Consider the following 20730-nt stretch of genomic DNA (forward strand, 5'->3'; position numbering starts at 1 on the left):
AAAGTTGAGCAAACTCTTGATGAACGAAGCAGCGAAGTAACAGCCCCGGCTCCAGCGCCGGATGAACGAAGCCCTCGGTCGGGGACGGCGCTGCAAGGGGTCGGCAGGGCGGCTACGGCGCCGTCATGCTGGGGCCCATGCCGACGTCGCGGCTGGACCGGCTCACCAGGGGTCGATCGGCCCGATGTAAGGCGTGGTTGCTGAGGCCGGGGGTGTGGCGCGGGACACTTTGATTTTCAAAGTATGCACCGTTAGCTTCGTGGCGTGAGTACGACTCGGATCGATCCCGCGTCGCTGCCTGGTCGGCCGTGTTCGATGGCGGCGGCGTTGCAGCTCGTGGGAGAGCGTTGGGCGATGTTGGCGGTCCGAGAGGTTGTTCTCGGCAACCATCGATTCACCGAGATTGCTCGCAAGACCGGTGCTCCGACCGATCGGCTGGCCAAGCGGCTGCGTGAGCTGGTGGATGCTGGGATTGTGGAGCGTCGGCCGTTGGGGGAGGGCGGTGGCCGTGACGGCTATTTCCTCACTGCGGCGGGGCGCGATCTGGTGCCGGTCATCCAGGCTTTGATGGCGTGGGGTGATCAGTGGGCGGTGTCGTCGCCGACTCGGCAGCTGCGTCATCGCGACCACGACTTGGTGTCGGCTGTGGTGTGCGCCAGCTGCGGTGAGGCGGTCAATGACGCAGACGTTGTGTTCCGCGTCGATGGGGCGACCTCCTCGGAAAGTTCGTGGATCGAGGATGGTTCACGTTCGCTGTAAAGGGTAGACGATGACTGCTGTCGGCCATCCGGTTCAGCTCGGTGAACCAGACTGTCCATCGGCTCGCTATTCCGCTCGGCATATCGTGTTTGATCCAGCGGGAGAGCTATTCGGAGCGTGAGGAAAGGATGAGACCTTGGCCCTCAAGGGTGGTCCACGTGACATGAACAAGTGGTCGGAAGTGCTGCTCGATCAGGACGTTCAGTTTCCTGGTGAGTCGAGCGAATACCGGCTGGCGCGCAAGCAACTGCTGGAAGCGGAGGAAAAGCTCCGTCAGGTCAACGAGCAGGTAGCGGCTCAACGTCGGGCTCTGCCGTCGGGCGGCCTCCTCGCTGAGGACTACGTCTTCGAGTCCGCCGCCGACGGAAGCGAGGTGCGATTCTCCGAACTGTTCGCGCCGGGCAAGGACACACTTGTCATTTACAACATGATGTTCCCGCGCTGGGCGGAGGACCCACGAGCGGGCGCCCTGGATGGGCAAACGGCTCTGCTGCCGCTCGTCGAGCAGCCGTGCCCGTCGTGCACCTCGGTCGTCGACGGGCTCGAAGGCGCCGCCTTCCACCTCGCCGAGCGAATCAACCTCGTCGTGATTGCGAAGACGGACGCCGCTCGGCTCGGCGCCTATGCCCGGGAGCGCCAGTGGCGTGATCTGCGGCTCCTGTCGTCGAAGAACAACACCTTCAATCGTGACTATCACGCCGAAACAGCGGACGGTGTCCAGCTGCCGATCCTGAATGTGTTCTCCCGCGGCGAGGACGGCATCCGCCATCGGTGGGCGAGCGAACAGATCTTCGCGCGCGGGGACTCAACGGCCATGGACCCGATCTGGCCGATCTGGGGCGCTCTCGACCTGACACCGGACGGACGCGGAGAGGCCGCTGCCTACCCCTCTCTGCAGTACTAGGGACTCGTGGCGCGAGTCGATCTTGGCTTGCGGTGTGGCGCGAGGCGAAGGGGAGACGACCGGTCTAGAAAAGGAGATCCACCATGACCACCGACCTGATCCACACTGACGCAACCGAACTCGCCGAGCTGATCCGCACCGGCAAGGCTTCCTCCGTCGAGGTGGTGCAGGCGCACCTCGACCGCGTCGACGCCACCAATCCGAGGGTCAACGCCGTCGTCACGCTCGCCGACGGTGCGCTGGACGCCGCGAGGGTGGCGGACGAGCAGCTCGCGGCGGGTGCGGAGGTGGGGCCGCTCCACGGCGTGCCCTTCACGGTCAAGGACTCGTTCGACACCGCCGGGGTGCTCACCCAGCGCGGTTCTCCGATCTTCGCGGGTCGTGTCCCGGACACGGACGCCACCAGCGTGGCGCGCATGAAGCGGGCCGGCGCGATCGTCCTGGCGAAGACCAATCTCCCGGAGTTCTCGTACTGGATCGAGTCCGACAACCTCCTGACGGGCAGGACGAACAACCCTTGGGACCTCAACCGCTCGTCCGGCGGGTCGAGCGGCGGCGAGTCCGCGGCGATCGCGGCCGGAATGTCGCCGCTCGGACTCGGAAGCGACCTGTCCATCTCGCTGCGCGGGCCGGCGGCCGACACCGGTATCGCGGCCCTCAAGGCGACGCACGGGCGCATCCCGATGACGGGGCTCTGGCCGCGGGAACCACGCCGCAACTGGCACAACGGTCCCATGGCCCGCACCATCCGCGACCTCGCACTCGCGTACTCACTGCTGTCCGGCCCCGACGGCGCCGACGGCTTTGCCACCGTCCCGCCCGAGTTCGACGCCGGCCTGGGCGCCTCACCGGACCGACCGGTCCGCGTGGGCTGGCTGGTCGACTCGGGACTCGGCCCGACCGACCCCGAGGTCGCGGCAACTGTGCAGGAGGCCGCCGACGCCCTGCAGGGAACAGGGGCCCGGGTCGACGCCGTGAACATCCCGGCCCTCGAGCGGGACAACCCGCTCGAACTCTGGACCAAGCTGAACGTCATGGAGGTGAAGCCGGCCTTCCGCAAGGTCACCGAGGGCCATGAGGACCAGATGTTCAGCTACTCCAAGTTCTTGGCCGGCGTGCCCGACACGTCGGTGGAGGACTTCGTCCTGGCCGAGCAGGCCGTCGAGCGGCTCCGGGACGCTTTCGCGGAGTACTTCCAGCGGTACGACCTGCTGCTGCTCCCGGTGACGACGATCCCCGCGCACGAGCACCAGCTCGGGGATTTCACCGTCGACGGTCGGACGGTGGGCCCTTTCCACGTGAGCTCGACGACCGTCCCGTTCAACCTGACGGGACACCCGGCCCTGTCCATGCGGTTCGGCACGAGCAGCGACGGCATGCCGATCGGTGTGCAGCTGGTGGCCAACTGGCACGCGGAGTCGACGATCCTGCACATCGCCTCGCTGCTGGAGTCGCTGAGCCCGGTCCGCGACCAGCACCCCGTCCTCTGACGGCCGGGAGGGGCCCGACCGGGAGTTCACATGGTGTGTTGGACGTGCAGCGAGTAGATGACGACCTGGCCCTCGGCGTCGGGACTGTCGCCCTTGTCTGGGTTGGACAGGACGTAGGCCCCGGCCTTGAAGTACCACCCTGAGCCACTCATCGGGATGTCGGCGGCGAGGTTGCCGTTGTAGAAGATCTGGATGTGGCTGTCGGCGGCGGTGATCCTGAGGTCGTACGGGGTGCCGAGCTTGTATGCGGGATCGATGGTGATCCGGGTGGAGTCCCGGCCGTACTCGGCGACGAGACGCTCACCGTTGAGCCGGATCAGCACGACGTCGTTCTTGGCGTCGTGAATCTGGGCGCCCACCACCTGTGGCTTGTTCGGGGGCAGCCGGGTGAAGGCCTCGCGGACGGTGAGTGTGTGGGTGCCGCTGGTGTTCGACCAGCTGGCCATGTCCTGGCCGGACATCTCGCGGAGCTCGGAGCGCGGGTACTCGCTGCCTTTCGTGGTCGAGCCGCCGGCATCAGCGGAGAAGACCACGCCGTCCTTGGCGTCGTCGAGGTGGAACGCCGGTCCGCTGTACGTGGCGAGTTCCGGCTGGTGGACCAGGTCGGGGTCGCCGTCGTCCCCGGTGGGCAACGTGAGGTACCAGTTCGAGAGGTCGATGAGATCGGCCGGGTACTGCGCGCTCGGCTTGGGCGTCCCGCCCGGCTCCGGGGGCGCCGGGGCCGAGGTGGTGCTCGGCGGCGGCGATGGCGCGGAAGGACCGCCACACGCCGTGGCGATCAGCAGCAGCGCAAGCGCCGCGGTCATCGGCAGTATCCGCCGCATGAACACCTTCTCGCTCGCCTGGGCACGTCCCGGTCGTGACGCGGGAACGGAACGCTGCTTGCTGTGCGCTCTCATCGGTCGGTTCTCCCTCCGGCATCGGTCGCGGGCCGTCCCGTCGAGCCGGCCATGTGAGCACAGCGTCGGGTCGGTCCGCCGGCGATGAGCGGCGGAGGTCGTGTCCGGCAACGGCTACCTCAGGTATGCCTCCGGTGCCGACAATGCTGCTTCTCGTGCTCCTCACCGGAGTAACGAGCTACGGGCGCCGCTGGTTTCAATAGTCCGATGATCGGCCGCGCCGGTCCTACCGATTGTTCGTCCCTGACGACACCGGTGGTGCTTCTTGCGACACTTCGGGTATCAGTGCGCCGCCGCACCCCCGGGACTATTCGGGCGCATCCTTGATGTCGTCGTCCCGGTTGGCGTAGACGCTGTTGTCTTTCGTGGGACCGGCAGCGGTGCCCTTCAACAGGATGCCGGTGCGGTTCTCGACGATGGTGTTCTTCGAGAGGGCGAAGCCGCCGTCGGAGTCGACGTAGAGCCCGTAGCGGACGTTCCCCCCGATCACGTTGTCGCTCACGGTGGTGTGCGCAGCGTCGGTGACCAGCCGGATGCCGTCCTGCTGGTTGCTGCGGACCTGGTTCTGCTCCAGCGTGTTGTTGTCTCCGAGGGAGACGCCGACACCGCTCCCGTGGTTGTCGTAGACGCGGTTGTCGCGCACGGTGTTCTTCGACGATTCGTTGATGTTGATGCCCTGGTCGGCGTTGCCGAACGACTCGTTTCCCTCGACGGTGTTCCGGTCGGAGTTGAGATAGAGCACTATCCCGTGGTCTGCGTTGTTGTAGACCACGTTGTTACGAATGACGCTGTCTGTGCAGTCCTGGGCCAGGATGATCCCGTGTTTCCCGTTGTCATGCACCGTATTTCCCTCGATGAGTAGATCGTGGGAGTTCGTGTGCGGGTCGATGGCGTACAACTGGTTGTTGTAGAACTCGTTGTTCTGCACCACGAGGCCGCTGATCTCGAAGGTGTAGAGCCCGTAGTACAGGTTGGAGACGACGCTGTCGGTGATCCGGCCACCGGTGCCCGGCGTGCGCCAGGACAGCCCGTATGACTCGACCTCGCCGTAGCCCAGGAAACGCAGCTCGGCGTGGTCGATCGTCATCTGCGAACCGTCGCGGGCGAGCAGGAAGCTGCGGCCGTCGGTGTTGTCGGTGTCGGCACGGTTCTGCGCCACGTTCCAGGACGTGACGCAGGAACCACTGATGTCGAGGCCGCCGCCGAGGGCCCTGACGGCCACGAAGCCGGAAGGGTCGCTGGCCAGCTTCAGCCAGTGGACGTCCGGCGCACTGATTCGCAGTGAGGCGCCGGCGAGCACCTGGATGTTCGCCCCGAGCAGCCACTCGCCGGGAGCGACCTCGCGCAGTGCTTTCGGTCTGTTCAACGCCGCGCTCAGCGCGGGAAGCGTGACGGCCTCGCCGTGATCGAGAGTGATCGTGTTCATGGCGCTGTCGTAACTGGCATCGAGGCCCGCCGGGGCGGCTCGGCTGGCCAGAGCCGCCACCGGGGCTGGTTTGCTACAGGGCCGGGCCGGATCGACCGCCGCCGTCGGCGGGACCTGCCGAGGGACCAGGGGCTGCGGCAGAGAATTGGCGCAGGCGCTGCCCAGCAGGGCGACCGCGGCCACGACGAGTATCGCGCGGGCCACGGTCCTGATCATCACGAGAAATCCCCGCGGTCGGTGTCGTTCAGGGTGACCACTCCGGTTGTTCCGGCCGTCGCGGTCATGGACACAGACCCGGATGCGACCCGCTGCCGTTGAGGGTCCTGCCGGCGAGCCCTGTGGGCTCCGCCCTGGGATTGAGTACGCCCGAGCGGTGGTCCGGGCCGGGACCGACGTGGGAAAACGCCGACACGCCGTTGGCGTATGGCGTGCACCAGCTCCAGCGCGATGGCCAGCAGGATCACGGGCACTCCGATCGCCCCGAGCAGGTTGAGGGGCGGCAGGCTCAGGTCGTTGATCCCCTGCTGCCCGACCACGCCGCGTATCGCCTCGAGCGCGTGCACGCGAGAGTTGCTCAGCACGACGGAACTGCCGGTGGAGGCGTTCACCCCGACGTCTTCCGCGTCGATGCTGATCCGGTCGGCGTGGACGGATCCGGTCGGTCGTGCGGCGATTCCTTGGGCGGATTCGATGGATGTGCCGGAGATGCTGGTGGCTGCGGCGGCGTCGATGCCCGTGCTGCCACCGACGATCCGGCCACCCGTGATCCGAGTGTTCGGACTGAACGTCCGGATCCCGTCGGACACGACATCGTTCACGGTCGTGTCGGTCACGACGACTCCGCTCGTCCCTTCCGCCATGACGATCCCGTCGTGTCCGCGGTTGACGACGATGCCCGTGACCGCGACATCGCTCGCGCCCCGCTCGACTCGCACGCCGGTACGGCAGTCGTCGATCTGCACGCCGTCGAGCTGGACCTCGTGCCCGCCGACCGCGATGCCGGCGACCCTGGTGCCGGCGAACGTGGATGCACGCACCTGGAGGCCGTGCGTGGTCTTCTCGATCACCATGCCGCGGAGGCCCCCGGTGGTCCGCATCCGGTCGATCACCGTGCCCGTGCTGTTGACGTTCGTGAAAAGGCCGATGGGTTCATCGGTCGCGGTGAGGTCGGTGACGACGGTGTCGGCCGACTGGCTGATACGCAGCCCTCCGCTCTGGTCGGCGACGGTCGTGATCCCGTTGATCCGCGCGCCCTTCTGCTTGTCGACGGCGACTCCGTAGTCGCCGTTGCCCGTCGTCGAGACGCCCGTGATGGGCCGGCTGGAGTTCAACCCGGTGACGTCCATCCCGCTCCCGGCGTTGCCCGTCGCGCGGATGCCGCTCATCGTCGTGCCGCGGTCGCCCCGGAGGACGATCCCGTCCTCCGCCGAGTCGCTCGCGGTCACGTCCTGGAGGCGCACGTTCAGCGATTGGGAGAGCTCGAGGCCGATGCTGTTGCGGGCCAGCGTGGTGCGGGTCAGGAAGCCGGTGCTGTTCGGGTTGAAGAGCACGCCGGCCTGGCCGTCGTCGGTCCCCGTCGGCAGTGTGCCGAGGTCGGTGATCGTGACGTCGGTGCTCTCGAGCCTGCCGTTCGACGAGACCACGATGACCGGTCGACCGGCCGCCGAGGGAGGCAGGGCCGCCTGGGACTTGGGGTCCGCGGAGGTGACCGTGATGCTGCGCAGGATGAGATGGCCACCACCGGTGTAGAGCGAGGCGGCGTCGGACTGCGTCGCTCCGCCGACCAGCTTCAGGGTTCGCACGTCGCCGCCGGAGTCCAGCGTGGCGCCGGGCGTCAGTACCACGGCGGCGTTGAGCGTCGCCGTGTCGCCGGTGACCGTCAGCCAGGAGCTGGGCAGGTACCGATCGAGCGCCACGACATCGGCGCGTCCGGAGAACGGTTCTCTGCTCAGGAGTTGCCCGTCGGCCACCAGGTCGACGTTCGCGGGCCGGAGGATGACCATCCGGTGCGGCTGCCCATGAGACGCCCAGGCCGCCCGGACCTCGCCGGCAGCCGCTGCCTGATCAGCTGCTCTCTCGGCTGCCTGAGCCTGGGCGCTCTCCTGGGTCGGCGCGACCACGGCGGGAGCAGGGCCTGGCGCCGGTGCTGCCGCTTGGCTGGGTGCCGAGATGGACGAGGGTGCCGGGGCCGGCTGCGCGCCGGCCTCCGGTTCGGTGCGGACCGGCGGCTCTGCGGGAGCGGCCGGCGCGGGGACCGCCGCCTCCGCGTTCGTCGGTATCGAGGGTGTCTCCGCGGAGGGTGCCGTCAGCGACGGTGTCGCCGCGGAGGGGACCGGCAGGGAGGGTTCCGCCGCGCCGGCTGTCGGTGTGGAGGGTTCCGGCGTCTGGGCCGGCGACTGAGTCTCACGTGGACCGACCGGCTCCTGCGGGATCGGCTGCGGCCTCGGTTGTCTGCGGTGAGGCCTCAGCTGCCGCGACGGATCGAACCCACGTCCTGGTCTCGCGGTGGATTCCGGCTCGGCCGATTCCGGGCCGGGCGTGTCCGTCGCCGCCGACATCGCCGCGGCCTCGGCTGCCGGCACCACGGCCGCCGACGAGGCCACGGCCGCCGCACCGGGCGTTGCCGCTAGGGCGAGCAGCGCGGCGATCGCGCAACAGGAGAGCAGTGGGCCGGCCCGGTGTCGGCTCGGTCGGGTATTTGTCATGCGGGTATCCCCTGCGCAGTTGACCCTGGTTGCTCAGTGCGGACGACCTCGCCGTTCTCGACGGCCACCTGCCGGGTGAGCCACCGCTGCCGGCGGATGGTGCACAAGGCCTGCAGCTTGATCAAGGCCATGATCCACGAGACGAACACGTATCCCGGGATGAAGAAGAACGAGGAAGGCCGACGGCGAAGGTGAGGTAGCAACTTCGCCGACCGGCTGATCTGCCACCAGAGCGCCAGTACGGCGGCGAACACCCAGTTCCCGTTCACCAATGAGTGGATCATGAACGCAGGTCCGAGCAGCAGGGTGAAGCTGCTGACGCCCTTGTCGATCATCGTGTAGGCGAGAAACGGGTGTCGCCACACCCAGCGTCGCGACAGTGCGCGCAGGTCGGAGCGCCAGGTGTTGCGTGCCCACCTGAGCCGCTGGCGGAAGAAGATCCGCCAGCGGGTGGGGAAGGTCGACCAGACCTCGGCCGTCCGTTGCATGTACGTGAGATGGCCGCGCTCCAGGATGAGCGTCGTCAGGCGCTTGTCGTCGCCCGACAGACACGGCACGCCCCAGAACGTCTCGTGCATGAACTCGTCCTCGATCTCGAGCAGCAGCGCGCGGCGGTAGATCGCCGTGCGCCCGGACAGGCACGAGACCGCCTGTCCGAGCAGCGTCTGGCTGGCGTTCTCGTCGAAGTACCGGTGATCGAGGAACATGTCGGTGATGCGGGCCAGGAAGCCCGTGGACCCGTAGACGTTCTGCCGGGTCCCGACGCCTCCGATCCGGGGATCCGCGAACGGCTTGCACACCTCGTCCGCGACGTCCGGGGCCCAGATCGTGTCGGAGTCGACGAGGGCAACCAGCTCGGTGTCGGCCGCTCGCCATCCCCGTCGCAACGCGTCCCGTTTCCCCGGTACGTCAGTGATCAGCACCCGCGCCGGGTAGCGGTCGGCGACCTCCTGGCAGACCTTGTCGGAGACGTCGATGACGAGGATGACGTCGACCCTGTTCGCCAGCCAGGACTCGATCGCGGTGGCGAATATCTCCGGATCCTCCTGGTACACCGGCACGACCACGGTGATCGGCAGTCTGTGGTCGTTCATCACCGGCTTGTACAGCACCGCCGGGATGCGCCGCACCAGCCAGCATCCCCACCGGACCAGACCGAGCACACCGAGCGGCGTGCCCAGCACGTAGTAGTAGAAAGGGAGCGTCATGCTGTCTTGATGCCGGACGCTGCTTTCCCGGCCGCTTCGACCTCCTGCTTGACCACGCTTTCGAGCCGATTGTTTGTCTCGACCACGGCTCGCAGCAGTGGCATATCGACACCGATCGCATCGGAATATCCGAGGAAGCCGCAGGTGTCCTTGGGCAGGCAAACTCCGCCGTAAGGTGCGCCGCCGCGGATTCCGTACTGCGGGTTTATCGAGCCTTCGGCGGACTTCGCGACCGTCGCCGCGATCGGGTCGAGATCGAGGCCGATCTTCTGGGCGACGAGCCACATCTCGTTCCAGAAACTGATCTTCGTGGCGTTGAAGATGTTGTGCGCGCATTTGATGAACTCGGCTTCGGCCGGGTCGGAGAATGTGCGCATCTCGCCGCCGAAGGGCTCGAGCAGTCCGCGCAGCCGAGCAACGGCTTGCGGGTCCCGGCTGGCGATCACCGTCATCCACGGGTGGCTGAAGTCCTCGGCCGCGGAGACCGCGCGCAGGAACTCCGGGTTCGAGGCCAGGCGGAACCCCTCACCGGCGGTCATGCCGGAGTTCTCCTCGAGCACCGGCCGCACGAGTCCTTCGGTGGTGCCGGGGGACACCGTCGACCGCACGACGACGGTGTGCTGCGCACTGGACCCGGCCAGGGCTCGACCCACGGCCGCGGTACCCGCGGTGAAGGCCCCCAGGTCGTAGCGCCACCCGACGTTCGGCGTGGGCAAGGTCAGGAAAATGAAGGAGTCCGGCTCGGAGGCCAGGTCCAGCTCCGTCCGTGCGTCCAAACCCTGAGCCTGCAGGTGACGTACGCGTGGCATGGAGATGTCGATGAAGGTCACTGTGTTACCGGCGGCCAGGAGTCCTGTGCCTGTCGCAGTTCCGACGACGCCGGAACCAACGATGAATACCCTCGATGGCTGCATTAGCACGCCTCTCGCTCGGCACCGTGATCGATCACTTGGGAGTGTGATTCTGCGGACCGGGTCGAAGGCGTCGCACACCGGTCTCGGGTCGCGACGCGCGCCGATCGATCGAACCGCACAGCACCCCCGGTTGTTGCTTCCCAGGTCAGAGGCTTGCGTAGATGTGACGATTAGCTGAGTGCCATCTCATGATGACGAGGTGTATATGACCGGCAAAAGTCAAGAGTGATCAACGCCATCCAAGTTGTCGATCATTTCGAAATGAGAATGTTTCAGATCGCCAAGTTAATTGTTCCAGCCGAGCCTTTTGTCGCAGATTTTGTCCAGTTTCTCTGCACATTAGCAGTCCGGAGCGTTCCTCCTGTGTTCGGCCGCACCCTGCGTGTCGTACCGAAAAGGTGGTCTGTCCATGATCACGCGACGGGCCGTGAGATGCGCCGGATATCCGACCTGGATCTTGGTGCCGGCACGGCTGGGCGGAGCCCGGCCGCGGCCGAGCCGGGCCGGCTCGACGACCCGCCGGGTGTCAGGCGAGCAGGCCCGCAGCCTGGGGTGACACTGTCAGGGTCGATCGTGGCGTCCTCGCACGTGCCCGAGGTGCGGGACAGGGCCGAGGACGGTGAAGCCTGCCGGGTGCAGGCCCGACAGGCGGAAGCCCGGGATTTCACCGCTCGTCTTGGCGACAGCAGAAATCGTCGGCGCCCGCTGCCGTTTTGCAGAGCCGTTCCGCGCCACTGCGGTTTTGCGATCCCAGCGACTGGTGCGCGGCTTGCCCTCCCTGTAATCGGGCAAGCCGTGGAACAAACGCGCTATAGGTGCTCTTGGGGGACACCCGCTGCCCACGTCCGTCAGGCGTCCCGCTGGCCGGGAATCGGGGTGATCTGCTGTGGAGACTACTTGATCTTCGGCTCGTCGGCACCATGCCCCGCAGCCGGATCGGCTTCGGGCGCAGGTGCTGCAGAACCGCCGTATTGTGTGCCCACCACGGCTGACCGCTCCTGTCGGGATTGCTGTTGTCGTGCAGCTCGCGGTGGAAGGTCTGAAACGACTCGCCGATCTGGTCGGCGATCTGTTCTTTGACAGCGCTGCGCGCCGACCGCCGGCGATCACGATCCGGTCATCGTCCATCGCGGACGGACCACGCCTCGGTGTCGGTGGACATGCTCCACATTGTTCGGCTGGGCGGTCGGCCCGTTGCGGCGGCGAGATCCCGGTGGCAAGGCTTTCCTCGGCGTCGAGATGGCATGTGCCATACGGCGGTGCCGCCACGATCGAGGTAGGCGGTGTACGAACAGTGCCGATTCGGTTGCCGCGTTGGGTAGGTTCGGGCAGATGTCATGGAATGTCGACGGCGTCCGGATCACCCGAGTCGTCGAGCACGTGATGCCCTTCGCGGTCGACTTCTTCGCCGAGGCGACACCGGCGCACGTTGCTGCGGAGCCGTGGCTGGTACCCGACTTCGTCGATTCCCACGGCCGGTACCTGATGAGCTTCCACACCTTCGTCATAGAGGCCGGAGCGCGTTGCATCGTCGTCGACACCTGCACCGGCAACTCCAAGGACCGTCCGCTGATCCCGGAGTTCGACCACCAGAGTCGCCCGTTTCTCGCGGACCTTGCTGCGGCCGGCTTCGACCCGGAGTCCGTCGACGTGGTCGTCTGCACGCACTTGCACGTCGATCACGTCGGTTGGAACACGCGTCTCGAGGACGGCAGATGGATTCCGACGTTCCCTCGTGCGCGTTATCTGTTCGGAGCAGCAGATATCGACTATTGGGCGCGTTCCGAAGATCCCTTGCATACGTCCGCTTTCGCCGACTCGGTGCAACCGGTGATCGATGCCGGGCTGGTCGAGCCCGTGCTGGCGGACACGAGGCTCACCGCCGAGGTGCAGATCCGGACATCACCGGGACACACGCCGGGGCACCTGAGCGTGTGGATCGGCGACAGCTGCGTGATCACCGGTGACGTCTTGCACCACCCGATCCAGTGTCGCCATCCCGAGTGGACGGCCACCGGCGACGTCGACCCGGACACCGCCCGGGCGACTCGCAGGGAGCTCCTGGCCGCGGCGGCGTCGACGAATGCGCTGGTGCTCGGCACACACTTCGCCGGCACCAGCGCCGGCCGGGTCCTCCCGACCGAGGACGGCTACCGCTTCGCGCCGGAAGCCCCCAGCTGACACCGGCTTCGGTCGCGATCGCCCTGAGCAGTACACCATCGTGGACGGGAGGCGTGTCTAGAGTCGTCGTGCGTGTCCCTGTGGCTCGCAGCGGTCGTGATAGCCGGCGTCGCCGGCGCCGCTGTGGCGACCAAGCTCCTCCTGCGACGTCGAGCCCCCATGGGCGGCTGGTTCACCGACTCGAGCCGCGGGGCCGGCATCTTGGGGGTGCTGGGCACCATGTTCTCGGTCGTCCTCGCCTTTGTGATCTTTCTGGCCCTGCAGAGCTACCAGCGCGCACGGGCCGATTCCGCGGTCGAGGCCGTCGCCGTCACCGAGCTCCACGCCATCGCCGAGTTCTTCCCCGAGTCGTCGGGCCGGCTGCTGCAGAGCGACCTGATCTGCTACGCCCGAGCCGTCATCGCGGATGAGTGGCCGGCGATGAAGGACGGCCACGACAGCGACCTGGTGCAGTCGTGGATCGATCGGCTCCACCATGATGTCGCCACTGCCGTGCCGAGCGACGCACGGCAAGAGGCGGCCTACGCGCAATGGTTCGACGAGGAATCGATGCGCCGCGACGGCCGGCGCGGTCGCCTCGTCGAGTCCGCCCCGTTCGTGCCCCTGCCGTTGTGGATCGTCCTCGGGCTCGGCGCGACTCTGGTGATCTCCTACATGTGCGCCCAGGCCGACCGCCGTGAGGGCGCGGTGATCCAGTCGATCACCATCGGCTTCGTGACGGCCCTCGTGACCTCGGGCCTGCTCGTGGTCGCGTTCCTCGACCGCCCGTACGGGGGCCACAGCGGCAGCATCGTGCCGACGGAGATGCGCCGCACGATCGAGCTGATCGATCGCGGCGAAGCGGTGCCCTGCGACGCACGCGGCGTCCCCGTCTGATCGCGCCCGGCCGCTACTTCGCAGGGCCACGGCCGCCGGCAGCGCACGTGGCCGCGGAGGCCGGCGAATCATGCCGAGATCATCTCCGCGACTTTCGTCTGTCACCGACTACTCGTATCGTGAGGCTGTTCCGGTCTGTGGCTCAACAGAAGGAGACGCCGATGCGAGGCCTGCGCAAGCCGAGGCACGTGCGGCTCACCGAGCCGCTGGTCAGGGACGGTGGTCGGTTGCGGCCCGCCACCTGGGACGAGGCGCTCGACCGGGCGGCCGCCGGCTTCGCGTCCCACCGCGGCGACGCGTTCGGCATGTTCAGCTGCTCCAAGGCGACGAACGAGATGAACTACGCCGCCCAGAAGTTCGCCCGTGTGGTGATGGGCAGCAACAACGTCGACTCCTGCAACCGAACTTGACACGCTCCCTCCGTCGTCGGTCTGACGACAGTGTTCGGAGCGGGTGGCGGCACCTCGGCGTACGTGGAGGCCGAGCACGCTGACCTGCTGGTGCTCTGGGGCTCCAACGCGCGTGAGACGCACCCGATCTTCTTCCACCACGTGCTGCAGGGACTCAAGTCGGGTACGCGGATGTACTCGGTCGATCCACGGCGCACGTCCACGGCGCAGTGGGCCGACGCGTGGCTCGGCCTCGACGTCGGCACCGACATCGCGCTGGCCAACGCAATCGGCCGCGAGATCATCCACGCCGGGCTGGTGAACGAGCCGTTCGTCCGCAGGGCGACCACCGGCTTCGAGGACTACCGCGCCACCGTCGAGCCCTACACGCTCGAGCGGGCCGAGGAGATCACCAAGGTCCCGGCCGCGCTGATCCGCGAGCTGGCGCACGCCTACGCCCGCGCCGACCGCGCGCAGATCTGCTGGACGCTCGGGATCACCGAGCACCACAACGCCGCCGACTACGTGTTCGCGCTGATCAACCTGGCGCTGCTCACCGGTCACGTCGGCCGTTACGGCTCGGGCCTGGTTCCGCTGCGCGGGCAGAACAACGTGCAGGGCGGCGGCGACATGGGCGCCATCCCGGCGAAGCTGCCCGGCGGCTACGACCTCGGTGACGACGAGGCGCGGGCCCGCTTCGAGGCCGTGTGGGGCGCCACGATCTCGCCGAAGCCGGGGATGCATCTCTCGGAGATGTTCGAGGCCATGCAGGCGGGCACGCTGCGGTCGCTGTACTGCATCGGGGAGAACCCGGCCGAGTCCGAGGCCAACGCCACCCACGCCCGGCACATGCTGGAGGGGCTGGACCATCTCGTCGTCCAGGACATCTTCCGAACCGCTACCGCGGAGCTCGCCGACGTCGTGCTGCCCGCGGCCGCCGACTGGTGCGAGTACGAGGGCACGGTCACCAACTCCGAGCGTCGTGTGCAGCGCGTGCGCAAGGCGATCGACCCGCCCGGGCTGGCACGGCCGGACACGCACATCATCTGCGGCATCGCCAACCACATGGGTCACGACTGGGGCGAGCCGACCGCCGAGCAGGTGTGGGACGAGCTGCGGTCGGTGTCGCTGAAGTGGCACCACGGCATGTCGTACAAGCGGCTGGACGAGCTCGGCGGACTGCAGTGGCCGTGTCCGGACGAGGAGCACCCCGGCACGCCGCTGCTGCACAACCGGCTGTGGGCGGACAACGAGGCCGAGCGCGGCGTGCCCGCGCCGTTCACGCCCGTCGAGCATGTGCCGCCGGTCGACGCGCTGACCGAGGAGTTCCCCATCCGGCTGACCACGGTGCGTGTCCTCGACGGCTACAACTCCGGGGTGCAGACCGGCGGGTACGCCTCGCCGCTGCGCCGCCGGGAGTCGCTGCGGATGGACGCCACCGACGCGGCCGGGCTCGGCATCGCCGATGGCGAGCGGGTGCGGGTCACCTCGCGGCGCGGCTCGGTCGAGGCCCCGGTCTGGTTCGACCCGTCGCTGCGTCCGGGGCTCGCGTCATTCACGCCGCACTTCTCCGAGGAGGTCGACGTCAACGTTCTGACCAACGATGCGTGGGACCCGAAGTCGGGCACGTCGGAGTTCAAGGCGACTGCCGTGCGGATCGAGAAGCTGTGGGCTCCCGCGGCGGCGGCAGGGGAGTAGCGCGTGGACCTGCGTCTGTCGAACGCCGAGGCGTCGCCTGCCGAGCAGGAGGCCGTCGCGGCCGTGCTGCGCGAGCACGGCCGGGTCACCGGCGACGAGATCCGCGAGCACGCGTACTTCGCCGACTCCGGGCACGCCGCCCGCGGACGGCGGCACCTGCTGCTGCCCGCATTGCACGCGGTGATGGACGAGTCCGGCTGGATCAGCGCGGGCGCGCTCAACCACGTCGCCCGTGTGCTGTCGGTCCCGCCCGCCGACGTGTACGGCGTGGCCACCTTCTACGCGATGTTCGCCGTCGAGTCGCGCGCGCCGCACGTCGTGCACGTCTGCGACGACATCGCCTGTGGCCCGCGGGGCGGCGAGGAGATCGCCTCCCGGCTCACTGACGAGCTGGGTCCCGAGGGCAAGGGCGCCGACGCCTGCTGGGTGCGCAGCCCGTGCCTGGGCCTGTGCGAGCGGGCGCCCGCTGTGCTGCTGCAGCGTGCCCGCCGCCCGGACGTCAGCCTCGCGCCCGCTACGGCGGAGGCCGTGGCAGGCGAGCTGGCCAGGCCCGCAGGCCAGGACACAGGGGTCGCGGTGGACCTGCCTGCCGACCACGCCTTCGCCGACACCACCGTGAGCGCCCCGCAGACCGGCGGTGATCGCGTCGGCCTGCGTCTGCTGCGCCGCGTCGGGCTGGTCGATCCGGAGAGCCTCGACGACTATCGCGCCCACGGTGGCTACACGGCGCTGCGCCGGGCCATCGAGCTCGAGCCGACGCGGGTGATCAAAGAGCTCACCGACGCGTCGCTCACCGGCCGCGGCGGGGCCGCGTTCCCCACCGGCGTGAAGTGGGACGGCGTCGCACGTGCGCCTGAGCGGCCGCACTACCTGGTCTGCAACGCCGACGAGTCCGAGCCGGGCACGTTCAAGGACCGCGTGCTCATGGAGAGCGACCCGTTCGGCCTGATCGAGGCGATGACGATCGCCGGGTACGCCAGCGGCAGCGAGCGCGGCTACCTCTACATCCGCGGCGAGTACCCGCTCGCGACGCGGCGGCTGCAGCACGCGATCGAGGCGGCGCGGACCCGCGGGTACCTCGGCGACGACGTGCTCGGGGCCGGCTTCGCGTTCGACATCGAGCTGCGCCGCGGCGCGGGCGCCTACATCTGTGGCGAGGAGACCGCGCTGCTCAACTCGCTGGAGGGCTTGCGCGGCGAGCCGCGCAACAAGCCCCCGTTCCCCAGCGTCAAGGGTCTCTTCGGCAAGCCCACCGTGATCAACAACGTGGAGACGCTCTACAACGTCCTGGAGGTCCTCGCGGTCGGTGGCCCGGCGTTCGCGTCGATCGGCGGGCAGCGCTCCACCGGCACGAAGCTGTTCTGCGTCGCGGGCGCGGTGCAGACCCCAGGGGTGTACGAGGTGGACTTCGGCACCACCCTGCGCGAGCTGTTGATGCTGGCAGGCGGGGTGCGCGGGGAGCTGCGTGCGGTGCTTCTCGGTGGCGCGGCAGGCGGGTTCGTGCTGCCCGACCGGCTCGACGTGCCGCTCACCCTGGAGGGCACCCGCGAGATCGGGTCCACGCTCGGGTCGGGTGTCGTGCTCGCCGTCGACACGTCGGCCGACATGCCTGCGATGCTGCGGCGGATCGCGGCCTTCTTCCGCGACGAGTCGTGCGGGCAGTGCGTGCCCTGCCGGGTCGGCACCGTGCGACAGGAGGAAGCGCTGGCACGGCTGGCCCGCGGTGTGCCGCTGGGCTCGCGGGAGATCGAGCTCGCCCTGATCGACGACCTCGCCCGAGTCATGGTGGACGCGTCGATCTGCGGGCTTGGGCAGACCGCGCCCTCGGCCGTCCGGTCGGCGCTCGACCTCGGGTTGCTCGACGCCCCCATCAGCAGCAACGGGGCGAGCAGGAACGGGAGAGCACGATGACCACCACGACGGAACCGGTGCTGCTCGGCGGCATCCGCAGGCTGGTCACGTTGACCGTCGACGGCGAGGAGGTCCGCGTCCCGGAGGGCGCCACGATCCTCGACGCCTTGCACGACTTGGGCGGCACTCAAGCGGACACCCCCACGCTGTGTTGGGCGCCGAACCTCACCCCGATCAACGCGTGCCGCGTCTGCGTCGTCGAGATCGAGGGCAGCCGGGTGCTCGCGCCGTCGTGCGCGCGCAAGGCCGAGGACGGGATGGTGGTCCGGACGGACACCGAGCGCGTCCGGCACAGCAGGCGCATGGTGCTGGAGCTGCTCGCGTCCTCGGCCGACCTCTCACAGGCGAGCGCGGACGTGCAGCGCTGGATGGCCGACTACGGCGTCGACGCCGACCGCTACGGACCGCCCGCCCCACCGTCCACCGACCGCGACACCCGCCACCCCGGCCACCACCACGCCCCGGACGGGTCCACCGCCGAGACCCTCGCGCAGCCGGTGAAGGTCGACAACGACCTCTACGTGCGCGACTACGGCCGCTGCATCATGTGCTACAAGTGCGTCAAGGCGTGCGGCACCGACGCGCAGTTCACGTTCGCGATCTCCGCCGCCGGGCGCGGGTTCGACGCCCGCATCGCCACCGAGCTGAACAACCCCCTGCCCGACTCCGCCTGCGTCTACTGCGGCAACTGCATCGGGGTGTGTCCGACGGGCGCGCTGAAGTCCGTGCGGGAGCACGAGCTGCGCGAGGCGGAGCAGTGGGCGCCGGAGGACGAGACCGTCACCACCACGATCTGCTCGTTCTGCGGTGTCGGCTGCAACCTCGAGCTCCACGTGCAGCAGGGGCAGATCGTCAACGTCACCTCGCCCTCGGACCACTCCGTGACACATGGACACCTGTGCATCAAGGGCCGGTTCGGGTTCCAGCACGTCCAGAACCTGCCCGACTGACAGCCGCGAGTGGAGCGACCCGACCCGAAGCACCACGGGCAGCCCATGACGCGGCCGCAACGCCCACCGGCCGTACGGCCGACCCCTCGTGCCGGCGGATCCACGCGCTTGCCGTTGTCGTCTCGGCCGGGCTAGCCTGAGATCTGGTCACTAAGCATGACAATCATCATCAGTGGTCAGTTTCTCGGGCAGCTGGGGAAAGTGACGCTGTGCGCGGTTGCCGGGACAATCCGGTGTCGCTGAGCCATGCGGCCGCCTACCAGCGCACTGTCCCGCGAGCCTCCGCCGACCGCGCATCCAGCGTTCGGGCCGTCTCCACCACCACCGCCGGACGGGCGATCGATCCGCCTGTCCCTGATCCTGATGCAGCTCACCCGAGGAGGAGCGATGACGAGCACGGAGTCCGACCAGCTGGGTCGGCGGGTGTGGTCGCTCTTCACGCCCTACCGCACGAGTCTGGTGGTCATCGCCGTTGCGGTTCTCCTGAGCAGTGGGCTGGGGATCATCACCCCGTTCCTCACGCAGGCTGCCTTCGACCAGGCGTTGTTCCCGGCGGACGGCAGCGGTGTGCACATCGAGCTGCTGGCGTGGCTGGTGGGTGGGATGGTGGCGGTGCCGGTGGTGACGGCGCTGATCGGGGTGTATCAGACCTACCGCACCACCTTGCTGGGCAACCGTGTGATGGCTGATCTGCGTGGGCGGTTGTTCGAGCACCTCCAGCGGATGGACCTGGCCTTCTTCACCGCCACACGCACCGGGGTGATCCAGTCGCGGCTCGCCAACGACGTCGGCGGTGTGCAGTCGGTGCTGTCCGAGACGGCGAGCTCGATCCTCGGCAACGTGGTGACCGTCGCTGCCGCCCTGGTCGCGATGGTGGTGCTGAGCTGGCAGCTGACGCTCGTCGCGGTGGCGATGACGCCGCTGTTCCTGCTGCTCCAGGTCCGGGTGGGCCGGGTCCGGCGCAAGCTCGCCGCGCGGACCCAGGAGTCGCTCTCGGACATGACGGCGATCACCGAGGAGTCGCTGTCGGTGTCCGGGGTGCTGCTGGCCAAGGTCTTCAACCGGCAGGCCGACGAGGTGGCCCGTTACCGCGAGGAGAACAGCCGCCAGGTGGATCTGCAGGTGCGCCAGGCGATGTCTGGGCAGTCGTTCTTCGCTGTGGTGCAGACGTTCATGGGCATCACCCCGGCACTGGTCTACCTCGTGGCGGGGTTCCTCATCGCCGCAGGGATCGGCGTCAGCGCCGGCACCATCGTCGCGTTCAGCACTCTGCAGTCGCGGTTGCTCTTCCCCACGGTGAACCTGCTGCGCGTCTCGCTGGACGTGCAGACCTCGCTGGCGCTCTTCGGCCGGATCTTCGCCTACCTGGACCTGCGGCCGCGGATCGTCGACGCACCGGCCGCGTCCACGCTCGAGACCGCCTCCGTCAGCGGGCGCGTCGAGCTGGACCGCGTGTGGTTCGCCTACCCGCCTGCCCCCGAGCTGGGTGCCGTGCCGGACACGGTGCCGGCGGAGGAGGCCACGCGGAGCGACGAGCCCAGCGGGGACGGAGGCGTTGCGTGGGCCGTGCGCGACATCTCGTTCGCCGTCGAGCCGGGGCAGCTGGCCGCGATCGTCGGGCCGAGCGGCTCGGGCAAGACGACGATCTCCTACCTCGTCCCGCGGCTCTACGACGTCGACCGCGGCTGCGTGCTGATCGACGGACGCGACGTCCGCGGGCTCACGCAGGCGTCGGTGGCGGACGCCGTCGGGATGGTCACACAGGACACGTACCTGTTGCACTCGACCGTTCGTGACAACCTGCGGTACGCCAAGCCCGACGCCGATCAGGCCGAGATCGAGGAGGCCGCCAAGGCGGCCAACATCCACGACCGCATCCTGTCCTTCGCCGAGGGCTACGACACGGTGGTGGGGGAGCGGGGTTACCGGCTCTCCGGTGGGGAGAAGCAGCGGCTCGCGATCGCACGGGTGCTGCTGAAGGATCCGCGGATCCTCATCCTCGACGAGGCCACCAGTGCGCTGGATACCACCAGCGAGCGGCTGGTGCAGCAGGCACTGGAGAACGCGACGAGGCGGCGCACCACGATCGCGATCGCGCACCGGCTCTCCACCATCCTCGGCGCCGACGTGATCCTCGCCGTGGAGGCGGGGCGGGTGGTGGAGCGCGGTACGCATGCCGAGTTGCTCGCGAAGGGCGGGCTGTACGCGCGTCTCTACACCGAGCAGTTCGCCGGTGGGAAGGTCGAGTGCCGCTGCGCCGACGGCGTGCGCTTCAGCGACGGGGCAACGCTTCTCACCGGACACACCGACGGCCGGACCGTTTCCGGCAGGGACGCCGCATAGGTCGCGTTTTGGCGCCACGTGTCGGGCAGCTCCTCCTCGACCACCGGTGATGGGCCGCAGAGCGACGTGAAATCGCT

15 protein-coding genes are annotated in these 20730 nt (G+C 68.5%); 10 read left to right on the forward strand and 5 right to left on the reverse strand.

Features of this window, described 5'->3' with window-relative positions; all coding sequences use genetic code 11:
- Window positions 1-264: 264 nt before the first annotated feature.
- The 3 genes from ABD743_RS39430 to ABD743_RS39440 all read left to right on the forward strand — a co-directional run bounded on the left by ABD743_RS39430 (window position 265) and on the right by ABD743_RS39440 (window position 3153).
- Complete coding sequence (locus ABD743_RS39430) at window positions 265-759, forward strand: winged helix-turn-helix transcriptional regulator (RefSeq protein WP_344729007.1); 495 nt, start codon at window positions 265-267, stop codon at window positions 757-759.
- A 163-nt stretch (window positions 760-922) separates the two neighbouring features.
- Complete coding sequence (locus ABD743_RS39435) at window positions 923-1663, forward strand: DUF899 family protein (RefSeq protein WP_344729009.1); 741 nt, start codon at window positions 923-925, stop codon at window positions 1661-1663.
- An 83-nt stretch (window positions 1664-1746) separates the two neighbouring features.
- On the forward strand, window positions 1747-3153 hold the full coding sequence (locus ABD743_RS39440; protein WP_344729011.1) for an amidase: 1407 nt from the start codon (window positions 1747-1749) through the stop codon (window positions 3151-3153).
- A gap of 26 nt (window positions 3154-3179) precedes the next feature.
- On the opposite strand, the gene ABD743_RS39445 is transcribed toward ABD743_RS39440, so the two are convergent.
- The 3 genes from ABD743_RS39445 to ABD743_RS39455 form a co-directional block, all read right to left on the reverse strand.
- Window positions 3180-4052, reverse strand: a complete 873-nt coding sequence (locus ABD743_RS39445) for a polysaccharide lyase family 7 protein (protein WP_344729013.1) — start codon at window positions 4050-4052, stop codon at window positions 3180-3182.
- Window positions 4053-4359: 307 nt separating this feature from the next.
- Window positions 4360-5694, reverse strand: a complete 1335-nt coding sequence (locus ABD743_RS39450; RefSeq protein WP_344729338.1) for a right-handed parallel beta-helix repeat-containing protein — start codon at window positions 5692-5694, stop codon at window positions 4360-4362.
- Window positions 5694-7481 carry a right-handed parallel beta-helix repeat-containing protein gene (locus tag ABD743_RS39455; protein WP_344729015.1) on the reverse strand — a complete coding sequence of 596 codons (1788 nt, stop codon included), beginning with the start codon at window positions 7479-7481 and terminating at the stop codon, window positions 5694-5696. Before ABD743_RS39455 ends, ABD743_RS39450 begins: the two co-directional genes overlap by 1 nt.
- Before the next feature lie 166 nt (window positions 7482-7647).
- Between ABD743_RS39455 and ABD743_RS39460 the strand changes: the two genes are divergently transcribed.
- On the forward strand, window positions 7648-7878 hold the full coding sequence (locus tag ABD743_RS39460) for a hypothetical protein (protein WP_344729017.1): 231 nt from the start codon (window positions 7648-7650) through the stop codon (window positions 7876-7878).
- A 301-nt stretch (window positions 7879-8179) separates the two neighbouring features.
- On the opposite strand, the gene ABD743_RS39465 is transcribed toward ABD743_RS39460, so the two are convergent.
- Both ABD743_RS39465 and ABD743_RS39470 read right to left on the reverse strand, forming a co-directional pair.
- Window positions 8180-9391, reverse strand: coding sequence for a glycosyltransferase (locus ABD743_RS39465; RefSeq protein ID WP_344729019.1), 1212 nt, complete (start codon window positions 9389-9391; stop codon window positions 8180-8182).
- Window positions 9388-10305 carry a 2-dehydropantoate 2-reductase N-terminal domain-containing protein gene (locus ABD743_RS39470; RefSeq protein WP_344729339.1) on the reverse strand — a complete coding sequence of 306 codons (918 nt, stop codon included), beginning with the start codon at window positions 10303-10305 and terminating at the stop codon, window positions 9388-9390. Before ABD743_RS39470 ends, ABD743_RS39465 begins: the two co-directional genes overlap by 4 nt.
- A 1332-nt stretch (window positions 10306-11637) precedes the next feature.
- Between ABD743_RS39470 and ABD743_RS39475 the strand changes: the two genes are divergently transcribed.
- The 6 genes from ABD743_RS39475 to ABD743_RS39500 all read left to right on the forward strand — a co-directional run bounded on the left by ABD743_RS39475 (window position 11638) and on the right by ABD743_RS39500 (window position 20653).
- Window positions 11638-12486, forward strand: coding sequence for an MBL fold metallo-hydrolase (locus ABD743_RS39475; RefSeq protein ID WP_344729021.1), 849 nt, complete (start codon window positions 11638-11640; stop codon window positions 12484-12486).
- 72 nt (window positions 12487-12558) lie between these two features.
- Entirely contained in the window at window positions 12559-13362 is an 804-nt protein-coding gene (locus ABD743_RS39480; RefSeq protein WP_344729023.1) for a bestrophin-like domain, read from the forward strand.
- Window positions 13363-13523: 161 nt separating this feature from the next.
- The gene (locus ABD743_RS39485; RefSeq protein ID WP_344729025.1) at window positions 13524-15449 is read left to right on the forward strand and encodes a molybdopterin oxidoreductase family protein; all 1926 of its coding nucleotides are present in this window, start codon (window positions 13524-13526) and stop codon (window positions 15447-15449) included.
- 3 nt (window positions 15450-15452) lie between these two features.
- The gene (locus ABD743_RS39490) at window positions 15453-17360 is read left to right on the forward strand and encodes an NAD(P)H-dependent oxidoreductase subunit E (RefSeq protein ID WP_344729027.1); all 1908 of its coding nucleotides are present in this window, start codon (window positions 15453-15455) and stop codon (window positions 17358-17360) included.
- A complete protein-coding gene (locus ABD743_RS39495; protein ID WP_344729029.1) occupies window positions 17357-18310 on the forward strand; it encodes a 2Fe-2S iron-sulfur cluster-binding protein in 954 nt (317 codons plus the stop codon). Before ABD743_RS39490 ends, ABD743_RS39495 begins: the two co-directional genes overlap by 4 nt.
- 387 nt (window positions 18311-18697) lie before the next feature.
- Window positions 18698-20653 (forward strand): ABC transporter ATP-binding protein, encoded by a 1956-nt coding sequence (locus ABD743_RS39500; RefSeq protein WP_344729031.1) that lies wholly within the window; start codon window positions 18698-18700, stop codon window positions 20651-20653.
- Window positions 20654-20730: the final 77 nt, after the last annotated feature.

This window comes from Pseudonocardia yunnanensis (assembly GCF_039534065.1).
Taxonomy (GTDB): Bacteria; Actinomycetota; Actinomycetes; order Mycobacteriales; family Pseudonocardiaceae; genus Pseudonocardia; species Pseudonocardia yunnanensis.